Origin of the sequence: Pedobacter sp. MC2016-14, assembly GCF_020991475.1 — a bacterium.
In the GTDB taxonomy this organism is placed as follows: Bacteria; Bacteroidota; Bacteroidia; order Sphingobacteriales; family Sphingobacteriaceae; genus Pedobacter.
Genome location: NZ_JAJMPA010000001.1, coordinates 131,636 through 150,435, shown reverse-complemented (window position 1 = coordinate 150,435; position 18,800 = coordinate 131,636). Strand labels below are relative to the sequence as shown.

At 40.3% G+C, this 18,800-nt stretch carries 14 protein-coding genes; 12 read left to right on the top strand and 2 right to left on the bottom strand.

Going from position 1 to position 18,800, the window contains the following annotated elements; translation table 11 throughout:
- Positions 1 to 31 precede the first annotated feature (31 nt).
- Entirely contained in the window at positions 32 to 1,009 is a 978-nt protein-coding gene (locus LPB86_RS00585) for an aldo/keto reductase (RefSeq protein WP_230644269.1), read from the bottom strand.
- A gap of 538 nt (positions 1,010 to 1,547) precedes the next feature.
- Between LPB86_RS00585 and LPB86_RS20825 the strand changes: the two genes are divergently transcribed.
- The 12 genes from LPB86_RS20825 (at position 1,548) to LPB86_RS00530 (ending at position 16,779) form a co-directional block, all read left to right on the top strand.
- Positions 1,548 to 1,670, top strand: coding sequence for a hypothetical protein (locus tag LPB86_RS20825; RefSeq protein WP_255695465.1), 123 nt, complete (start codon positions 1,548 to 1,550; stop codon positions 1,668 to 1,670).
- 269 nt (positions 1,671 to 1,939) lie between these two features.
- Positions 1,940 to 2,524, top strand: coding sequence for an RNA polymerase sigma-70 factor (locus LPB86_RS00580; protein WP_230640518.1), 585 nt, complete (start codon positions 1,940 to 1,942; stop codon positions 2,522 to 2,524).
- Between the two features lie 94 nt (positions 2,525 to 2,618).
- Positions 2,619 to 3,731, top strand: coding sequence for a FecR family protein (locus LPB86_RS00575; protein WP_230640517.1), 1,113 nt, complete (start codon positions 2,619 to 2,621; stop codon positions 3,729 to 3,731).
- Positions 3,732 to 3,949: 218 nt separating this feature from the next.
- Entirely contained in the window at positions 3,950 to 7,258 is a 3,309-nt protein-coding gene (locus LPB86_RS00570; RefSeq protein WP_230640516.1) for a SusC/RagA family TonB-linked outer membrane protein, read from the top strand.
- A 12-nt stretch (positions 7,259 to 7,270) separates the two neighbouring features.
- The gene (locus LPB86_RS00565; protein WP_230640515.1) at positions 7,271 to 8,776 is read left to right on the top strand and encodes a RagB/SusD family nutrient uptake outer membrane protein; all 1,506 of its coding nucleotides are present in this window, start codon (positions 7,271 to 7,273) and stop codon (positions 8,774 to 8,776) included.
- An 11-nt stretch (positions 8,777 to 8,787) separates the two neighbouring features.
- Positions 8,788 to 9,573: a DUF4843 domain-containing protein gene (locus LPB86_RS00560; protein WP_230640514.1), complete on the top strand. Its 786-nt coding sequence runs from the start codon at positions 8,788 to 8,790 to the stop codon at positions 9,571 to 9,573.
- Positions 9,574 to 9,600: 27 nt separating this feature from the next.
- The gene (locus LPB86_RS00555; protein ID WP_230640513.1) at positions 9,601 to 11,118 is read left to right on the top strand and encodes a PKD-like family lipoprotein; all 1,518 of its coding nucleotides are present in this window, start codon (positions 9,601 to 9,603) and stop codon (positions 11,116 to 11,118) included.
- A gap of 332 nt (positions 11,119 to 11,450) precedes the next feature.
- Positions 11,451 to 12,608, top strand: a complete 1,158-nt coding sequence (locus LPB86_RS00550) for a TlpA disulfide reductase family protein (RefSeq protein ID WP_230640512.1) — start codon at positions 11,451 to 11,453, stop codon at positions 12,606 to 12,608.
- An 89-nt stretch (positions 12,609 to 12,697) separates the two neighbouring features.
- Entirely contained in the window at positions 12,698 to 13,825 is a 1,128-nt protein-coding gene (locus tag LPB86_RS00545; protein WP_230640511.1) for a TlpA disulfide reductase family protein, read from the top strand.
- A 191-nt stretch (positions 13,826 to 14,016) separates the two neighbouring features.
- Positions 14,017 to 15,087, top strand: a complete 1,071-nt coding sequence (locus LPB86_RS00540; RefSeq protein WP_230640510.1) for a serine protease — start codon at positions 14,017 to 14,019, stop codon at positions 15,085 to 15,087.
- Between the two features lie 20 nt (positions 15,088 to 15,107).
- Complete coding sequence (locus tag LPB86_RS00535; RefSeq protein ID WP_230640509.1) at positions 15,108 to 15,737, top strand: PDZ domain-containing protein; 630 nt, start codon at positions 15,108 to 15,110, stop codon at positions 15,735 to 15,737.
- Between the two features lie 439 nt (positions 15,738 to 16,176).
- Positions 16,177 to 16,779, top strand: coding sequence for an alcohol dehydrogenase catalytic domain-containing protein (locus LPB86_RS00530; RefSeq protein WP_230640508.1), 603 nt, complete (start codon positions 16,177 to 16,179; stop codon positions 16,777 to 16,779).
- A gap of 148 nt (positions 16,780 to 16,927) precedes the next feature.
- Here LPB86_RS00530 and LPB86_RS00525 read toward each other — a convergent pair whose 3' ends face one another.
- The gene (locus LPB86_RS00525; RefSeq protein WP_230640507.1) at positions 16,928 to 18,328 is read right to left on the bottom strand and encodes an RtcB family protein; all 1,401 of its coding nucleotides are present in this window, start codon (positions 18,326 to 18,328) and stop codon (positions 16,928 to 16,930) included.
- Between the last annotated feature and the right edge of the window lie 472 nt (positions 18,329 to 18,800).

The following is an 18,800-nucleotide window of genomic DNA, read 5'->3' as shown; positions in this document are numbered from 1 at the left end:
TTCCTTCAATATTCTGCATTGTTCTTCGTTTTTATTTGTCTATTTGTTTTGCTAAAACTTCAGGATAGCGGTCGCCTACAATTGTAATTCCATTGACTGTTGTGTTTATTTTTGCAAGTTCATCAGCTGTTAACACAATGTTTGTGCTACCAATGTTTTCGGCCAAACGATGCAATTTTGTAGTGCCTGGTATGGGTGCTATCCAGGGCTTTTGAGCTAAGAGCCAAGCCAATGCTAATTGTCCGGTTGAAATATTTTTTTGCTCGGCGATTTTTGAAAGTGCATCCACCAAAACCAGGTTGGCTTTTATGTTTTCTTCGCTGAAGCGGGGAATAATATTTCTGCGGTCGACATCCGCTAATTTTTTATTTATTATACCCGTGAGGAAGCCTTTGCCCAAAGGACTGAACGGAACGAAACCAATTCCTAGTTCTTCTAATGTTGGTATAATCTCATTTTCGGGTTCACGCCAAAACAAAGAATATTCGCTTTGTAATGCTGATACCGGTTGAATTGAATGTGCCTTGCGAATGGTTTTTGCACTTGCTTCCGATAAACCGAAATATTTTACTTTACCCTCTTGTATCAGGTCTTTTACTGTACCAGCAACATCCTCTATTGGTACATTAGGATCTACTCTATGCTGATAGAGCAAATCAATGTAATCCGTTTTTAATCTCTTTAAAGATGCTTCGGTTACTGCCCTTATAGTTTCGGGCCTGCTGTCTAAACCTGTCGTTGGTTTAGCATCTTTACATCCAAATTTTGTTGCTATAACAACGTCTTTTCTATAAGGCTGTAACCCTTCGCCAACAAGTTCTTCATTGGTATAAGGCCCATAGGCTTCTGCGGTATCAAAAAATGTGATACCTCTTTCAACTGCATTGTGTAGTAGTGTTATGGCATCTTTTTTATCAAGACCTTTGCCATCCAGGAAGTTTAAGCCCATACAGCCAAAGCCTAATGCGGAAACTTCTAACCCGCTATTTCCTAATTTTCTCTTTTGCATAATTCTTTTTTGAATTGTTTTTAACACTGAATAAATTTCAAGTACAAACTTCCTCATCGCCGCACTGTAAAAAGTAGTCAGATTGGTAATTGTTGTAGTTAGATTTTCAAACGTTTATTAAACATTATAAATTAGTTCTCAAAGTCAATAGCTATTAGGCAAAAGCTATTTGATGGCACAGAATCCCATTCATTTGGGGATTTAACAATCTGGGAATGGAAAAATGTATTTTATAAAAACATTACCACCAGTATATTAAGTTAGTTGAATAGTGGTTTAATCTTAATTAAATCAACCTTTTTATACAGGCCTTTTGCGATTCAGTTAGGGATACATTTGTTTAAGTCTGATCTAGGTCCACAGAGGTAGCTGATACCTAGCCAAGTCCTACAATACCCATATGTTAGTGCTGGTATTCATTAGCCACGGTAGAACCACAATCGAACTATAATTACCCCAGGCCTTTGCCCGAGGTAATTTGTGTCAATCGCTACTCCTTATTCATTCTAACAATACGTGGGTAAATCTCGCTTTCCTCTTGTCAGTTGTTGAAAAATACCAATACAGAAACTTCCAGAGAAGAACAAAGCCTGAAGCAGAAGGAGGAAAGCAAACTGAACCTGGTATTATAAAAGGACAGCGCACGGGAAGTCCAGACTAATTCTTATTTTCGGTATGTCAAAGTGGTAAGGTTTTTTGGCTTTGATTCACCAACGTGTTCTTTGCTTATGAAATTGATGAACATCCAAAACAGATAGACATTCCTCAACTCTGCGATTGTTACGACAACTAATAGATGCTTTGATGCTAGCGAATCTTTACGATAAGGCTTGAATTATATTCCGATCGCAGTAAGTTTCCTAGAGATCCACGTGCTCCCGGACCTTCAATTAATGGCTGATGTTGAATATTATTTTTATATTGCGACATATGTCAGCCAAAGTGGTTAGTTATAATGATACTGAAGAAAGAGACCTATTAGCGCTAGTCAAAACTGGTGACTATTCTGCATTTAAGACAATCTATAATAAGTATTGGAGCATACTTTACGCATCAGCCTATAATGTACTTCGCGATAAGGATTCCAGTATGGATATTGTTCAGGAAATTTTTATTTGGTTTTGGGAACATCGGTTGAATTGGACACTTACATCATGCAAGGGTTACCTACTTACGGCGGTAAAATTTAAAGTCGCTAATTACATTCGAAACGATAAAGTACGCTCTACTTTTTTCGATCAATTAGCGGATTTGCAGGAAGTGGTGGCTGATGATATCAATTTAATGATTGAAGTCGCCGAGCTCAGGCAATTTATTGATACATTTATCAATGATCTGCCTGAAAAATGCAGGGAAATATTTCATCTTAGTCGAGTCGGTCAATTATCCAACAGAGAAATCGCTGAAAAGCTGGGTATTTCCGAAAAAACTGTCGCAAATCAGATCAATACCGCTCTTAATAAATTAAGAAAGCGGCTCGGTAGTTCGAATTATCTGCTTCTTTTGCTTTTTTAGCTGCCCCATTATCAACTATTGTAAAATAATCTATAAACGATATAGGTGATACCTGTCGCTAAAGTGCTTTACATATATAGAGCATTAGACAGCAATGACCAAGACGGAATTTTTATTAATCGCAAACCGAGTAGCTACCGGGGAAGCGAGTGAGCAGGAGTATAAGATTTACTTAACCTATTACAATGCATTTCAAGTAAAGGAAAGTGCTTGGGATGGGATTTCCGACGAAGAAAAATCCAGTATTAAAAATCTTTTAAGTGAACGTATAGATCAGCACATCAGACCTCGTATCCTTAGCCTATGGCCTAGGTTAAGATTAGCGGCAGCAGTAATGGCACTAGTGATTGGCACTTGGCTATTTACTACGAATGAAAGAATGAGTGTACCAGAAAAGCCTGGTATCTCATCCGCGTCAATTAAACCAGGAATGAATAAAGCAATCCTTACCATGGCGAGCGGTAAGAAGTTTGATTTGACTGCGTTGGAAAAGGGCGCTAGCCTAAAATTGGAAAATATATCAATTACGAAAAGGAATGATGGCAGCTTAATTTATTCCATACTTCCTCATCGTAAAAGTCAAGAAGTTTCGTACAATAATATCTCCACGCCTAGGGGTGGGCATATTGAAATTAATCTGCCTGATGGTTCACACGTTTTTCTTAACACCGCCTCGGACATGAAAATTCCATCTGACTTGGTTGAGAACCGTCGAGTTGAACTTTTGGAAGGTGAAGCCTTCTTTGAGATTGCCCATAATAAGCATAAACCTTTTCGCGTAATAAGTCCAAATCAAACCATAGAAGTATTGGGTACTAAATTTAATGTAAATGCCTATGCAGAAGAAAATGTTATCAAAACTACGTTGCAGGAAGGTCTTGTTCGAGTTGGAAACAATATAATCAATCCAGGCCAACAAGCCATAAATTCAAGTGGTCATATTATAGTTCAATCAGTTGATCCAGAAGAAGCTATTGCCTGGATGCGTGGCGATTTTTTCTTTGATGGAAATAGCTTTGAAAGCACAATGAATATGATTTCCAGATGGTATGATGTAGAGATTGTTTATGACTATAAACCAAGTGGTTTGCATCTTTCAGGGCAGATCTCCAGAGCTAGAAGCATCACCGAGGTTTTGGAACGGCTTCAGGAATTAGAAAACGTTAGATTTAAAATTGAAGGAAGGAGGATCAGGGTGATTAAATAACTACTACCAATCAAGATGCTTTCTGTGTAAAATAACCTGGCCCCGAGTGCATTCGGAGCCAGGGATACGAGGGAAATCATCAATAATTAATTGACATTATTAACCAACGTAGCTTGCGCTAAACCAAAGTTACGTTTAAACCAACTAACTTAATGAATAAATTTTTTACCAACTATTTTGGTAGGTGCTCTCTCTATGCCAAAAAAATCCCGTTAACTATGAAGGTATTTGTTGTCATTATTCTTGCTACAATATTAGAAGTGAAAGCTAGTAGTTCTTTTGCGCAGAATATTAACCTCAACGAAAAGAGTGCAACGCTGACCAGTCTTATCAAAAAAATGAGACAGCAAAGTGGTTATGATTTTCTGTATGATGCAGATCTTATCGACGGCTTCAATAACATAAAAATCAATGTCGTTAACAGCACTGTTGAAAAGGCTCTAAATCAAACTCTTAAAGATCTTCCGCTTGCCTATACCATAAGCAACAAGCTAGTTGTAATAAAACGCAAAGTTACCAATCAAACAGGATCAACCATGGTGTTGGCCGATTCCGTGATCAGAGGTCAAGTGTTCGATTCCGATAACAAGGGAATCCCTGGTGTAACCGTGTACAACAAGACCAAAAAAGTTTCGGTACAAACTAATGCATCGGGATCTTATACTATAAAAGGTGAAAAAGGTGATATTCTGGTGTTCAGCTATATCGGATTTGCGCAAAGGGAGGTGCCTGTTGTGCTTACAAATACACCAATGGTTGTGATCCTTAAAGAAAGTATTACTGACATGAAAGATGTTGTGGTGACGGGTATTTTTAACAAGGCAAAAGAAAGTTATACAGGAGCTGTAACTACAATTACAGCCGACCAAATTCAGGCCAATAGAGGACAGAATCTACTGCAAACTATCAAAAACCTAGATCCGGCATTTCAAATTCCAGTAAATAATAGCATGGGAAGTAACCCGAATGTTATCCCTGACGTGACCATTAGGGGCAGGTCGTCCTTACCAACTAGCGTAGCAGACTACAATGCAGGTTTAAACTCCGTGGTTAACGTACCCTTGGTAATCATGGATGGTTTTGAAATCTCACTTACAAGGCTTATGGACTTTAATGATGAAGATATCGAATCTATTAATATTCTAAAGGATGCCTCTGCTACTGCAATTTATGGATCTAGAGGAGCAAATGGCGTTATCGTAATCATACGGAAAAAGCCAAAGCCAGGAAAATTAATTATATCTCCGCGTGTTGATTTCACTACCGAACTACCTGACCTTAGTTCCTATGATATGCTATCGGCGGCGGAAATCCTTCAGTTACAATATAGAGAGGGTTTATACTCTAACGCCTATGCGCCGTCGATGTTGTTGGGTCAAAATGCTTATAATGAGCGATTGAGAGATGTGCTTGCGGGTGTTAACACTGATTGGCTACATTTTCCGATTCGAACGGGGCTTAGCAAAAAATATGGTATGCGATTGGAAGGCGGGAGTAATGAATTTGTTTGGGGAGCCAACTTAGCTTACAATAGTACTCAAGGAGCTATGAGAGGTTCAGAGCGGAATACGTTAAATGGAGATATTACATTATCCTACACCTACAAAAACCTATTGTTTCGTAACCAGCTTAGTGTTGGAATAAATAAGGGCACAGAAAGCCCATACGGTGCTTTTAGTAATTGGGTAAACGCCATGCCTTATGATACACCATATGGGGTTGACGGTTCTTTAAAGCAATATTTGCCTCCTTTTCTATCAGGTAGCACAGATAATATAAACCCTCTCTACGATGCATCATTAAACACAATGAATGAATCGAGGTATACTGAATTGATTAACAATTTCACCCTCGACTGGCAGTTCGTCAAAGGTTTTCGATTGGTTACGCGCTTTGGTATCTCTAAGAGAACGACCGCCTCTGATGTCTTTTTGCCAGCCAACCACTCTGCCTTCCGCACGTATACAACTGATGCCTTGTATTTCCGCAGAGGACGTTACACTTATAACACTGGTGAGGGTGCCAATATGGAGGGGCAGGCTACATTAAGTTATTCTAAAAATTTTGGTGGTAAGCATCAAGTATACGCAGGTCTAGACGTAACAACTCGGCAGGTGAAGAATTATAACTATGGGTTCATTGCGGAAGGGTTTCCAGCTGAAAGTAAGGCCTTTCTAGGGAATGCTGTTCAGTACGCAGCAAACAGCAGGCCAACCGGAACACAAAGCACAGTACGAACAATAGGTTTAACAAGTAATGTCAACTACACCTATAACAATAGGTATTTTGCAGATTTGTCTTACAGAGTAGATGGTAGTTCCCAATTTGGGAGTAATAACCGTTTTGCCCCTTTTTGGAGTGCTGGCCTTGGATGGAACGTACATCATGAGGATTTTCTAAAAAATAATAGCGTCATCAACCTGCTGCGTTTAAGGGGTTCTGTCGGCGAAAACGGCTCCCAGCAATTCTCGGCCTATCAAGCGCAGCAAATGTATGAATATTCTACCAACGACCGTTATATCAACCGAAGTGGTGCATCCTTGATAGCGCTTGGTAATGAAAATCTCAAATGGCAAGTTACAAAGCAATTAAATGGCGGAGCTGAGATTAACATTTTCAATAGTAGGATAAGTGCAAGCGTAGATTACTATGTTAAGACGACATCTAATCTGCTTTCCTCGCGAGACCTTCCCTTTTCTACTGGATTTACCTCTTTCACGGATAACGTTGGCGAAGTAAAAAATACAGGTTTCGAGACCTCCTTAAATGCCTATGTGATTCGTAATACTGGAGCGAAATTAAACTGGATGCTTGGGACGAGGATGGCTTATAATAAGAACAGGATCACAAAACTGTCTAACGCAATTAAAGCACAATCCGCTGCCTATAGGCTTTCAGGAACTGCTGTAAGTACGTTGTTCGAAGAAGGTTATGACCAAAATTCTATATGGGCTGTGCGATCGTTAGGAATAGATCCGAGTACTGGGCAGGAACTTTTTCTTGATGCCAACGGTAATTTGACCAATGTTTGGAGTGCTTCTGCAAAGGTTTTTGCTGGAATCAATAATCCCAAGTACAATGGTAACCTTACTTCAGTGTTACGATATGCTAATTTTACTTTTAACCTTAACATTGGTTTCCGTTGGGGAGGACAAGTCTATAATCAGACACTCATTGACAGGGTAGAAGTAGTAAGGTCCTTATTGCAGAACCGCAACATGGACCGTCGCGTATTAGACCAACGATGGAGCAAACCAGGTGATGTGACTTTCTTTAAAGCCTTTTCTGATGCAGCCACGCTAGCATCTACCAGATTTGTAATGGACGATAATGTTTTGGAATTACAAAGCGCAAGTCTTGACTACAATATTGCAAAAAATGCCTTTTTGAAAAAGTATGGTATCCAGAATGCAAGATTTGGAATAAATATGTCGGATCTGCTCTACCTGTCTTCAATTAAACGTGAAAGAGGTACAAGCTATCCTTATGCAAGACGTGCAGGTCTCTATTTATCACTAACGTTTTAACATTCTTACATCATGAAAAAAATATTTGTAATTAGTTTCCTTGCCTTACTGGTATCACTCACGTCTTGTAGAAAATGGCTAGATGTGAAGCCAGAAAACCAGAAAACAACAGAAGAACAGTTTGGTTCATATTCGGGCTTTGCCGATGCGTTGAACGGAGTTTATATAAAGCTTAAGAACCGCAATATCTATGGTGAAAAGTTGACCATGACCAATATTGAATCTCTAGCGCAGTTATGGCATCTCACCGGGACAACCCGGTTGGACGACAATGAGCTAAGCCTATTTACCTATGCAGATGCAAATCTGGACCTTAGTGCTAATGCCCGCAATTCGATTAGCCAAATTTGGTTGGGATTGTACAATACAATTGCCAATGCTAATATGATCATCAATAATATGCCATTACATGGATCAGTAATTAATGATCCAGCCAAACGATCGGTTATTTTAGGCGAAGCGCTTGCCATCCGGGCATTTTGCCATCTAGATGTGCTGCGCCTGTTCGGACAGCTTCCCAAAAATGCCACTAAACAGGTTTCCCTACCTTACGCTGAAAGTGTGTCTACAAGTGACTTGCCTACCTACTACAACTATGCTCAATTTGTTGCCAAAATTGAAGCAGACTTGCTTGCTGCAGAACAGTTGCTTGATAAAAACGACCCTATATTTTCAAATACATTTGCAGAGCTGAATACTTTGGCAACCGGCGTACAGGATGATTTCATGAGGTTCCGTCAAAACAGGTTCAACTATTGGGCGGTGAAGGGCTTACAGGCAAGGTTTTACCTATATATCGGCAATACCGCAAAAGCATACACTATCGCTAAAAGCATCATTAACGCAACAGGACCAACCAGTAACAAGGTTATCACTTTGAGTAGCCAGGAAGATTTTGCACTTGGCTATCTTACCAGCCCATCTGAAAGTCTAATGATGCTTCACGTTGTTAATCTAGCAGATTATGTGTCAACTGTATTTGGTCCGGATGCATTAAGCCGAGTGGGAACATTCAACGTTTCCCTAAATACTGCTAAGCTCACAACTCTTTATGCAGGTATCCCAACTGTTGCAAATAACGGACGTTATCAGAAGTTATGGAACGTTACAACAACAAATCAGGCGGGAACAACTTTGCCTACATTAAAAAAATATAACCAAGATGCTGCAGTAGGCACGCTTCCCGTAAACGTAACCAAAAGACAGGTCATCCCATTAATCCGTCTTTCGGAAATGTACCTGATTGTCATGGAAACCACTACCGACCTTGCCGAAGCAAACGCACTTTACCAGCAATATCAACTTTCACATGATGCTACATCCGGAATTTTATTCCCCACGTTAGACGCAGTGAAAACTGGCGTTATCAATGAGTATCGGAGAGAGTTTTACGCTGAAGGACAGATGTTCTATACCTATAAACGTTTAGGGGCCACCACAATGTTAAACAGAACCGGAGCGGTTACTGAAGCTCATTACATCCTTCCAATTCCAATGACTGAATTTAACCCAAAATAATCATAAAAAACATGAGATTGAAATTCATAAAATATTTTTTAGTAGTCACTGTGATGGCAGCCTTTGCCAGTTGCGAGAAAAAGCTGCAACCTTATGACAATGGATCTGGATTGAATTTTTTATATGCCACACCGGCAGACACACTGATCAATTATTCTTTTGCTTTAGGGGCTCCAGCTGCAACCATCGATACCGTTTGGCTCGGAGTGGAAACCATCGGCCCCGTTAGTGATGTAAATCGCGAAGTTGCATTGGAACAGGTGCTCACGGGCCTCAACGATGCTGAACCTGGAAAGCATTTCGTTCCGTTGACTGATCCAGATATCAAACGACGATTTGTGGTACCAGCACGGCAGACCATAGCCAGATTGCCTATAGTTTTCAAACGTGATGTAAGCCTTAAAACCAATACATACAGTTTAAAACTTAGGATTAAGCTAAACGATTCGTTCACATTTTCAAACCCGACGAGGACTGGATTGAGAATTTCCTTAAATGACCAACTGGCCAAACCTGTAAGCTGGGGCACTACCGCTACGAGTACTTATCTTGGTGCATACGGAGTTGTAAAACATGCCTGGCTAAGAGAGCAGACTGGTGGCAGTTGGGATAATAATTACTTGCTGGATCTTGGTTTTACTGCAACCGGAACAAACGCAAATTTTGACACCCAATACGCATTGTATTTACGATCTGAACTTAAAAAGAAATTATCGGCATATAATGCAGCCCAAATAGCTGCTGGTAAAGATGTATTAAAAGAGGCAAACGGTACGGTAGTAACATTTCCTGGTTAAGGCTGGGTTAAACTCAAATAAAAAAAAATGAAAAAACTATTTTCTCTATATGCAATAATTCTCAGTGCAGTTTTATTGGTCTCGTGTTACAAAGACGAAAGCAACTATAACCTTGTTGATGTCAACAAAATAACAATTACTGGAATTAACGAAAGATATGTACAGATTACTGCAAGGGATACCTTGAAAATCAATCCGACAATTGGATCAGGTGCAGATGCTCAGCTGTATGAATACGCTTGGATACGTTATTCCGCATTGGCGCCCTATGGTATTATCGATACGATCAGTCGTGACCGGAACTTGTCTTACCCGGTTAAAGGCAGTCCAGGAAACTTTCATGTCATATATTCGGTGAAAAACAAAACAAATGGTTTGAGCGGAAATTTTATGCTAACCCTGGAGGTGACAAGTATCTACAGCAAGGGGCATTATTTTCTTAAGGAAACTGAAGATGGCAATAGCGACATGGATCTGTTGATTGATGATGGTACAGTATTAACCGATATCGTCAAAAAAACGAATGGGGCATCACTTCTTGGAAAGCCACGCAGCATGGGAGTGATGTATAACCGGCCAGTTGTAGATCCCTATACACTTACCCGTACCAATGCCCATGCCCTTGGCCTGATTACATTTGATAAAAAAGTTGGGATTTATCGCGTTGCGGACATGTATCAATTATTTGATCATACGTCCATGTTCTACGCAGAACCAAATGATATACCCTATAAGTTTTATACCAATCACGCGCAAAGTGTTTACTTATCGAGTTCCGGAGTGTATACCACCTCTGGCATTGGAACGGGTAAATATGGTGCTCCCGTAAACGAAGCCGTGATAGGTGCAAGTGACCAATGGGCCATGGCTGTTGGAAACGTTGGATTTGTTTATTGGGACGAAATAAATCGTCGGATATTATTTCACAATTACCAATCGATAGCGATGGAAATTACTACGACCACCAACTTCCCAACAACTAACCTGAATTATAATTGCGTGTTCATGGGGAATACGGGCAACGTTGTAAATATCTTGTTTAGAGACCGCTCTGATGCGTCTAAGATGTCACTTTATCAGTTGACTAGTGTTGCCCCTAGCCCCTTTACCGTACCCACGGTAGCAAGTATCAGGAATATTGCTTCTACTTCCAAATTGCACACCGCAACATACTTTGGTGCAAACGAAAGGACGGCCCAGATGATATATTTTGTAAATGCTAACAAACTATATTATTATAACCTCACCAATAATGAGGAAGTTGCTATTTTACCACAGGGTTTGCCTGCCGATGAAACCATTACTTATGTTTCCAACAGGTTTAACTACTATGAAACGCCAAAGCTTGATTTCTTTACCGTTGCTACTTATAAGGATGGCAACTACAAGGTTTTTATGTATAATATGGTTGGCGGCCTACCTGTTGGAGCAGCCGTTAGAACGGCTTCGGGCAAAGGTAAGATAAAGGAAATTCATCACGTAGGTACAACTTATAATTCGATTACCGAGGGAGGCGGAAGTTTACTTTTTAGTTATTCTCGATAAGTAATAATTCAGATTTTATGGGCGCGAAAGTCCCGTGCCCATAAAATTTGATGTCCAATTCCAATGTTTAAAGTAAAAATCGAGTTTGCGTTGGTTAGATATGGCGTAACGAAGTTTTATGGAAACACTGGGGAAGTTTGGTCGATCCTAGCGGGACCATTATTGCACGAAATCTGTCAGAGCATGAACTAAAGCTATTTTAACTCAGAAACTGAAATAGTTATATCAAATACCCACATTGAAGTATTCATCATCCTTTTGGCCACCACAGGCTACTCAAAACAACTAATTTAAGACCTATGATAAGAATGACAAATTTGCTAATGCTCTCAATGTCAATAGTAACATTGACAGCTATTGCCCAAGAAAAGCCCTTTATAATTAAAGGGAATATCACTGAAAAAACGAAAGGGATGATTTATTTACAATACAAGAATATTGAAAACAAGTCAGTTACCGATAGTGCAGTAATTGAAAAAGGTGCTTTTTTATTTAAAGGCAATATTGACGGTGTTACCGAAGCCAAGGTAATGGAGACCAAAAGACCAACTAAATCAGCAAACTTTTTTCAGATTTTCCTAACTCCCGGTGCTCAAGCTCTCTCCATCAATGGAAGCGATTTTTCTAGCGGTGTGGTTAAAGGAACTGCTATAGCTGATGAGGTAAAAAAGCTGCGGGAAATGAAAGGCGAGCTTTTACCTCAGTTCTCGAAGGCGATGGATGCTTATGAAGATGCAAATCTTGCTGTAGCTCCTGCTAAAATAAACAAAGCTGATGAAGAGACGATCACCAGACTTAGGGTAGCAGCCGAAGAAGCGAGGAAAAAGTTGATCCCGATTTATACTCAATTGAAAGCTAAGGAGCGCGAATTTATGGATAAATATCCGCAGGGATATGTAACTGCCTATTTGCTACAAGCTGATTTGAAATCACCAGATGCTCAGAAAAGATACAGCTTATTATCTCCTGAAGTTGCGAAAAGTGCCGTAGGAAAAGCAATAGACAAACAGTTGAACATCATAAGAAATGGTGCTGTTGGTGCAGTTGCTCCGGGCTTCACAGCTACCGAACTTAAAGGCGAAAAACTGAGTCTAGCAGATTACAAGGGAAAATACGTGTTGCTTGATTTTTGGGCATCTTGGTGCAAACCATGTCGCGCTGGTAATCCACATTTATTATCACTTTATGATAAATACAAAGCCAAGGGCTTCGAGATTATTGGGGTTTCTGATGACGATTCTGCAATCCCTGCCTGGAAAAAAGCAATAGATGACGATAAAATCGGGGTATGGAAACATGTTCTTCGAGGATTGAAAAGACTGCCGGATGGTGGATTTGATCGTAGCGCATCTATTGCCGATCTATATACTGTAGAGGTATACCCAACCAAGATATTGATCGATAGCAAAGGCGTAATCATTGGAAGATACGCTGGTGAAGATGCTGAAATGGATAAAAAATTGGCCGAAATATTTAACGTAGGAAAATGAAATTACGATTAGGGTTTCTGGACATATTGGTGGTTTAATTGCCATACAGAAAACCTCTTTATTAACTCAAATAATAAAATTAATAAATAATGAAAATGATCTTTAAAAATACACTAACATTTATATTGTTATTTGCAAGTTGTTCGCTAACAATAGCTCAACAGAAAACACCTTTAATCGTGGGCGATGCCGCACCGGAAATCAGATATTCAAAATGGCTGAAAGGCACCCCAGTGAGTTCTTACGAGAAGGACCGACTGTACGTTCTGGAATTTTGGGCAACCTGGTGCGGTCCCTGCATTGCTGCCATGCCTGGACTTTCAGAATTCGCAAGAAAGCATCCCGAAGTTACCGTGATCGCATACAATGTTTGGGAAAAAGTAGGCGGCAGACCTTATGAATCATCGCTTCCCAATGTAGAAAAGTTTGTAAAGAGTATGGGGAACAATATGGATTTCAATGTTGCTGTAGACAATAACGAAGAATACGTTTCCAAAAATTGGCTGAAGAATGCAGGTATTAGTGGTATCCCTTCAACCATGTTGGTTAAAGATGGTAAATTAATTTGGATTGGAAGTCCTTCCGGACTTGAAGCCATGGTAGCATCGGTTCAAAGTGGGGCGCAAAATGCAGCTCCAAAAGTCTCCGAAGAGGAGAGAGCTAAAGTCGCTGCCACTATAAATAAGCAAGAATCGATATCGGAAAACTATGATAAAGCTTTAGCAGCAAAAGATTACAAAGGCGCAATTGCTGCTCTTGACAAGATTTTAGCTGATCATCCGGACATGTCTTATGGGATAACCATGAAGAAATTCACAACATATTTAGATTTCTTGGATGAGAAAAAAGGTGTCGAAGTGGCACAAAATTTTTTAGCAACTACTACTATTGGCGGCAATACAGTTGCGAACTTTGGAACTGCAATTGCTGAACGTACAGGTCTTAAACCAGCAACTTATCTCTTCGGAACAGAATGTCTTAAACTGTATATTTCCAGAAGTAAGGGAGAGGTAAATCCATTGGTATACGATTATATAGCTAAATGTTATTTTCTGGCTGGTGACTATAAAAATGCTGTCAAAAACCAACAAGTCGTTGTTGAGAAAACTCGCGATGCACTGACGGCAGGCAAAGGCGGAGCAAGGATTACCAAGGAACTTGTTGCCCAATACGAAGAAACCTTAAAAGAGTACCAGGCAAAAGCAAGTAGAAAATAAAAATGACGCGGATGATCATAAGTTGCAAATAATAGCAAAAATATGTTGACCACCACATTAACAAAAAAGCACTTTAAAAACAATCACTAAATCTTCTGAGCTCTGGACAGCTCGATCATGAAACGAGCTGTCCATTAGGCTTTTTTTGCAGATAATTTTTCTGCGTGGCTGTGCTTTGTCAAAAATTGAACATGCAAAAATTAAATTTAATATTTCGTACCCTATTGTTTGTTGCATTCTCGCTGTCAATTCTACCGACAGCGATGGGTCAACAGGTTGATCCTGAGGCTAAGAAAATACAGTCTATGCTTAAGGGTAATTTAAAAAAAGCGTATGATGCAACTGTCTTTATTGTTGGCTATGATACTGTTAAAAAGCGTCCATCTGGCACAAGATTTAGTGGGGTAATAGTAAATAACTCTGGAACGATTATCACGGCTGGACATGCGGGGCGTACAGGTAATGCTTATTTGATCATATTTCCAGATCATAAAGAATATGTTGCCATCGGCATGGGCCGAATTGCGCTATATGACGCAGCAGTATTGCAGATCAAGTCCAAAGATACTTTTCCGTTTTCAGAAATGGGCTGGTCATCATCCCTCAAAGTAAACGAACCTTGCTTTAGCATTGCTTATCCAGGTAGCTTCAGCCCTCCAAGATCAGTCATCCGCCTAGGCTATGTTGCCGAATTGCCTAGTGCTAGAAGAAGACAAATTCGCACCACGTGCTTAATGGAACCAGGTGATTCTGGTGGTCCTGTATTTGATGTTTATGGGCGAGTAATTGGTATCCGTAGTAATATTACCCAGCCCTTGGAAAATAACTTTGATGTTCCTATTGACATGTTCAGGAAATACTGGTCAGCATTGGTTAAACCACAAGACTATCAGTTTTTGCCAAAGGCGGATGAAATTCCTATAGACCCATTGGCAAACAACCGAATTTACTTTAAGGAACCTAATGGACTCTCGCTTCAACTCGCTAAACTTGAAGAAAAAGTAGATAAATATAGCGTTCAATTGGTAAACAGCGCAGACAGTTTGCAGGGCCTGGGAGTCTTATTGAACCTCGCCAATTTTACTCAAGATAAATCTTTCGGTAAAAAAACATATATCGTTTCTAAAAATTCAATTATAGGTAACCAGGTTAGTGCTAAAATTGGCAATTACTTAATAGCAGCTAAAATAGTCTATAGAGAGCAAGAGTCGGATTTGGTATTGCTAGAGTTAGAGAAAAAAATAAACGGTGGTTTAAAATAGCTAATGCCATCAGCGATACCTTGGCTTTTAAAGATTTAGGCGATATTTTAATTTCGCCGAGTCCAACCGATGCTGGAAAAACTAGTGCCATTGGCAGTTTGCAGTTTACTCTACCAGCACTATACAGTGGCGGCTATCTTGGCGCAAGCTTATCAGAAGCTGAAGGAAAGTGTAAAATAGTAGGTACAACACCTAAATCTCCTGCAGATTTAGCCGGACTTCAAAGCGGAGATGAAATTGAGACACTAAATGGGCTCGCGATCACTTCTACTGATCAGCTCATCAAAGGTATCCAAAAGAACGCACCAGATCATATCGTAAAGCTTGTTTATCAAAGAGATGGTAAGCACAATACTGTTGAGATCAAATTGGGAAAGCGACCGTTGATTACTTCCACACACATTGCCGAGAAATTTTTAGGTGGCAAAAGCATAAGATATGATGGTTTTAAAAATGTTTTTGTACATGACGCTAAAATTCTGCCAACAGCTTGTGGTGGTCCGGTATTTAACTTAGATGGAAAGTTTATCGGTATTAACATGGCTCGATACAGTCGCACGAGTAGCGTTGCCATCACCCTCATAGAACTCAACAGATTTGTGAACGAGGCAGTAAACTATACTGTTGAAAAAAGGAACGCCAAACGCTAATGGGAAATTTTATTTACGTTAATGGTGGCGAATCACTCTTTATGCAAATCTCCAATCACCTTATCGACTAGATTTTGCTAGCCAGGATAAAGCCTGCCGACAAAATCTCCAGCATAAGAAATCTCGCAGTGAATAATTTAAAACAAAATGTCCAAATTAATTGCGGTGCTTGTAGATGGTGAGGCACTGTTACCAAATCGCACTGGAAACGTCATTGCCATGAAATAGCTGGCATTCATACTTATTTAAATAATTTTGGCAAAAGTGGGCCCGAAGCAAAAACGCCCGCTTAATCCGTAAATCACGCAATTAAAACCGTATTTTCCAGCTAAACATCAGTTAGGCTTTTGTTGTTCTTGATTAAATTACTTTAAATCCTGCACAGATGCTAGCTATGAATTACAGAGGACCCTATAGGGTCCGGGCCGAACAGCGGCCAATGCCAGAGATTCAACATCCTGAAGATGCAATCATCCGGGTTACCCGCAGTTGTATCTGCGGCTCAGATCTCCACCTGTACCATGGTATGGTACCCGACACCAGGGTAGGCTCTACTTTCGGACACGAGTTTACCGGAGTGGTAGAAGAAGTTGGCCCTTTGGTGCAAAACCTCAAAGTTGGCGATCAGGTTCTGGTACCTTTTAACATTGCTTGCGGTAAATGTAATTTTTGCAAGCAAGGTTTATTTGGCAATTGTCATGAATCTAATCCAATGGCCACTGCTGTTGGTGGCATCTTTGGTTATTCTCATACTGCTGGCGGATACGACGGTGGACAGGCTGAATATGTACGGGTTCCATATGCAGACGTTGGCCCTACAGTTATCCCTGCAGAGATGGATCCTGATGACGCCGTATTACTAACTGATGTAGTGCCTACTGAGTACCAGGCGGCAGAAATGGGCGGGATTAAACCGGGAGATACAGTGAGTCGGAGATACCTATCTTATAGAAACGCTAACACACCAGTATATTCTGCGGGTTTATCGTGCCTCGCACCGCAATCTTCCCCAAATCAAGGAGGAAGTACACACATTGTCTGAATTAAAGAAGGCTTGTGCCTCCGTTTCCTTTCCTATAGGGTAACTTTCCGCCTGGGTAAAACCATTAGCCAAGTTATATAGCAATTTAAAAAAGCCTTACCTAAATGTGGTAAGGCTTTTACATCTTAAAAGGAAGCAGTCAAAATAACTAATCCTTATTCATCCTCACAATACGTGGGTGAAACTTGCCCTGGATATCAACCAACTCATGCTGTGCTGCTATAACTGTCTCAATATCCTTATACGCTAAAGGGTTTTCTTCAACAGTGCCGCCAATTAAGGTTACGTGTGCGTTGTTCAATAACTTTTTCATAGCCGAAACCGTCATGTTGTCCTTAGCCTTTTGTCTGCTCATGATCCGCCCAGCGCCGTGCGAGGCAGAATACAATGACTCGCTGGTTCCTTTGCCGGATACCAGATAGGCTGCTGTGGTCATACTACCAGGGATAATACCCAGCTCACCTTTATGTGCTGGTGTTGCCCCTTTACGGTGGATGATTACCTCCCGCCCATCAGCTAATTGGTCCTTCCATGCAAAATTATGATAGTTTTCTACCAGGTGCAGTGCTTGCAAGCCTAAAACCTTTAACAGGTTAGCATGGATACGCTCGTGGCAAGCTTTCGCATAATCACCCGCCAAAGTCATGGTAAGCCAGTATTCTTGTCCTGCCTCGCTGTCCATATCTAACCAGGCTAGTTGTTGTGCATAACGTGGCAGTTTGCAGGTATTCATGGCTATCTGGGTGTAATGTCTGGCTATTGCTGATCCTAACCCCCGGCTACCTGAATGCGTTAACAAAGCAGTATACTTTTTTGCTGGTAAGCCTAATGTGTTGTTAGCAAATAATTCAATTTCACCAAATTCAACAAAGTGGTTGCCATTGCCAGATGTACCTAGTTGCCTCACAGCCTTACCACGTAAGGGTTTCAAAAAGGAAATTTGGTTAAAAACAGGGCTGTCTAGTATCTCATGCTCTTGCCTGGTTTCCAAACCACCTTCCATACCAAAGTGGGTGTGATTCTTTAAAGCTTGTTTGATTTGGTATTCAAATCGTTTTAAAAAAACATCGTTCTCATCAATGATAGAAATTGCCATACGGCAGCCTATATCCATGCCTACTGCATAAGGGATAACTGCATTGTCTGTAGCCAATACACCACCAATAGGCAGACCAAAGCCCATGTGTGCATCAGGCATTAAAGCGCCCTGTACACTTACGGGTAGTAGATTAGCCAATTCCATTTGTTTTCTTGCCGATTGTTCAATGCCCTTGCCTCCATAGGTTTTACAAAACACAGGTTCATTCCGAAGGTCAAATGCCTTAAATAATGGTGCTGTTGTTTTGCCAATTACCTTTTCAGCTATCTTGCATGTTAAATCATTGTCCAAGAATGCTTCAGGATTATTTTTAATGTTTACCAACAGCTCCAGCAGTTGCTGTTTGCTATGGTGTTTGAAATTTTTAGAGGCTATGCCAATGACAAGGCTTCGCAGCTGATCATCATGATAACCTATTTTACTTAAATCTTTTGTTCGTAAATTGCCCATTTGGGTTATGTTTCTAATTCCAGATACACTTCTTTACGGTCGTATCTGGGTATGTTTTTAAATTTGTTAATGTATTTGACACGTTCGTTATATACATCTTTCCAGTGATAACTGCAACCGCGGGTTAAGTGACTAATGCGTGGAGAGAGATGATTGCTATCGATATACTTTCTGATCAAGTCTAATATCCTCACGAAGCACAAAAAGACGTTTCCAGCTACGCTGATAGGGATGCGCTAATGGTACTTTTGGTAAAAGTCTTTTTTGTTCCCAAAGTTCATTGCGGCGTTTATCAATTTGTATCAGTTGCTTGTCACGATCAGTTTTAACGAGTCTTCTTTTTTGCCGCGCCGATTAAATACAGCGTGGCCATTCATAATTGTCCATTGGACTTCCATTTTATTTTCTTGAAATGCTATTGGATCTCTATTTCATCCTTGAGTAAGGATATACCCTTTTAAGAGTGCTAAGC